The organism is Flavobacteriales bacterium (assembly GCA_013214975.1).
GTDB lineage: Bacteria > Bacteroidota > Bacteroidia > DT-38 > DT-38 > DT-38.
The window spans coordinates 1-2532 of the sequence record JABSPR010000088.1; the positions used below are offsets into that span (position 1 = coordinate 1).

Here is a 2532-nt window from a genome sequence, read left to right on the forward strand (position 1 = left end):
ACAACAATCAGCTCTACCTGTTCATCAATCGGACTACTAATACATTGTCCACGCCACCCGAACTTCTGAAAATACTTTTCGATTTTATTCTGGCTCAGCACCATTAATCCATTTTAATATTGGCGGCTCGTACCAACGAAACCAGATTGTTTGCATCACGACTAAAATTAACCTAATTTTCTTCACATGATAATGAAGACCCTAAAACCTGCCAACAAGTTAAGCCCTAAAAAAGGCAGACTTTTGATTTCGGCCCCCTTCTTACAAGATCCTTTTTTTAAGCGATCCGTAATCATACTAACCGAATCAAGCATCAAAATGGGGGCTATGGGGTTTATTCTAAACCGCCCTTTAGATTTCAAATTAAGTGACCTCATGGACGAGTTCCCAAACTCCGACAATAGGATATACTTGGGTGGGCCAGTAGAAAAAGACAGCCTGTTTTACATGCATACTATAGACAATATGTGCGAGTCTGATGTAGAGATTACTAAAGGAATGTATTGGGGCACTGATTTCTCAGCCCTTAAATTGCTTATCGAGACAGAGAATGTTGATATAAAAAAAATACGTTTTTTTCTTGGCTACGCAGGCTGGGATATAGATCAGCTAGAAAAAGAAATGAAAGAAGAATCATGGTTTGTTTCGAAGGCTAAGAAGGAGCACTTACTAGATGAAAACTATAAAGAAATGTGGAAATCTACAGTTATTGAAATGGGAAAAGAATTTACTCAAATGGCGAATTTCCCAGAGGACCCTAGTTTAAATTAATCAAACTCCCTTTTTGTTCAAAAACATTATCAAGATCTTAGATTTGGTATTAAGGTATCGCCTACGCTTATAAGCTCCTACCCATTTAACTCCGCTAATAGCATTGGTTAGAAACACTTCATCCGCCTCTTCAACACTTTCTGGAGTTAACGATTCTTCACTCACCGACATTCCTGCATTTCCTGCTATATCGATTATCACACTTCGCATCACACCGGCCAGGCAACCATCTTCCAACTTAGGTGTTGTTAAGTTTCCTTTTTTAACTAAAAAAATATTTGAACCCATAGATTCGACAATATCCCTCTTTCCATTCAACATTAAGCAATCATCGAAACCTACTTCTTTACAATAGTTTCCTGCCAAAATATTAGGTAATCTATTCAGATGCTTAATATTAGCGTATGGACTTTCCTGTAACAAAACTTCATCAAACACACCTAGCTTTACACCTCCAGCATTTAGTGTATACCCATTCGGGATCTCATCACATGTAATTAAAAAAGAAAAATCATTTGTATCTGGAAGATAAAACCCGCCTTCTTTTCTAAAGACAACCATCTTGATCCTTGCAGATCCACGTAGATCTCTGTCGTTCACTAATCTCTTTATTTCCCTACTTATATAATCTGCAGTAAAATGAGATGGCACCTTCATTCCCAACATTTCCATTCCTATAGAAAGACGCATAAAATGACGATCGATAAATTGAACTTGCCCATTCATAAAGCGCATTGTTTCGAAGAGGCCATCGCCATAATTGAATGCTCGGTTATTAACGGTAATTACGGTAGATGAGTCTACCAGATTACTATCGAAATTTACTAATGAAGCCATAATTCTAATATTCTAAAAGTTTACCAATAAACAATCCAAGAACCCTAGGTTCCATTACTATCGTAAAAGCCACCCCAAAAAGAGCTCCCCATAAATGAGCATCATGATTCACATTATCGATATTCTTTTTACCCATATAAATTGAATATGCGACAAACCCAATAGCACAAACGATTCCAGGCATTTTAATAAAGTAAACATAGATACTGTGCCATGGATCGAACAAAACAGAAGCAAATACAATTGCAGAAACAGCGCCACTAGCACCTACACTGCTGTACATATAATTATCCTTTTCTTTCTGCAAAGTTCTTAGCGAGGCAAAGATGAGACCGCCCATATAGAGTAGAATAAAATAATACGTTGATTTCCCGCCAAAGATGGCATCAAAATAATCTTCAACGATTCCACCAAACATATACAAAGCAAGCATATTGAAAAACAAATGCATCCAATCTGCATGAATAAAACCGTGTGATACCATGCGATACCACTCCTTTTCAATTAATATTTTATTAGGTGCAAAAAGAAGTTTATTAAACAACTCCCTTTTAGAGAAAGCTATAATGGAGATAGCGCATGTAACAATAACTATTAGCAAAGTCATTTGCCAAAAGTATTGATTGTTAAATTGAGATTACTCCTGTTTGACTGATAAAGAATCAAGAAAATCAACAATCATATTATGCACCCCTTTCAACTCCTCTTTTGTGATGCAAAATGGTGGCACCAAATAGAGTACGTTTCCTAAAGGACGAATAATTACCCCTCTATCCATAAAGTAATTATAAATGTGGTCTCTAATATTGCTGAAGTAAGAAGAACTTTCGCCCGTTTCTATTTCAATTGCAAGTACCGTTCCGGTTGAACGAGCGCTCTTAACAAACCCATTGCCATGAATCTTAGAAACGAAATCCCCTTGTG

4 protein-coding genes are annotated in these 2532 nt (G+C 36.8%); 1 reads left to right on the forward strand and 3 read right to left on the reverse strand.

Going from position 1 to position 2532, the window contains the following annotated elements; genetic code table 11:
* Window positions 1–243: 243 nt before the first annotated feature.
* Window positions 244–771, forward strand: coding sequence for a YqgE/AlgH family protein (locus HRT72_03730; GenBank protein NQY66816.1), 528 nt, complete (start codon window positions 244–246; stop codon window positions 769–771).
* On the opposite strand, the gene HRT72_03735 is transcribed toward HRT72_03730, so the two are convergent.
* The 3 genes from HRT72_03735 to HRT72_03745 form a co-directional block, all read right to left on the reverse strand.
* Window positions 772–1608 carry an aminotransferase class IV gene (locus HRT72_03735; protein NQY66817.1) on the reverse strand — a complete coding sequence of 279 codons (837 nt, stop codon included), beginning with the start codon at window positions 1606–1608 and terminating at the stop codon, window positions 772–774.
* 4 nt (window positions 1609–1612) lie between these two features.
* A complete protein-coding gene (locus tag HRT72_03740; GenBank protein NQY66818.1) occupies window positions 1613–2215 on the reverse strand; it encodes a rhomboid family intramembrane serine protease in 603 nt (200 codons plus the stop codon).
* A gap of 30 nt (window positions 2216–2245) precedes the next feature.
* The coding region (locus tag HRT72_03745; protein NQY66819.1) for an aminotransferase class III-fold pyridoxal phosphate-dependent enzyme at window positions 2246–2532 on the reverse strand (287 nt) is incomplete at its 5' end.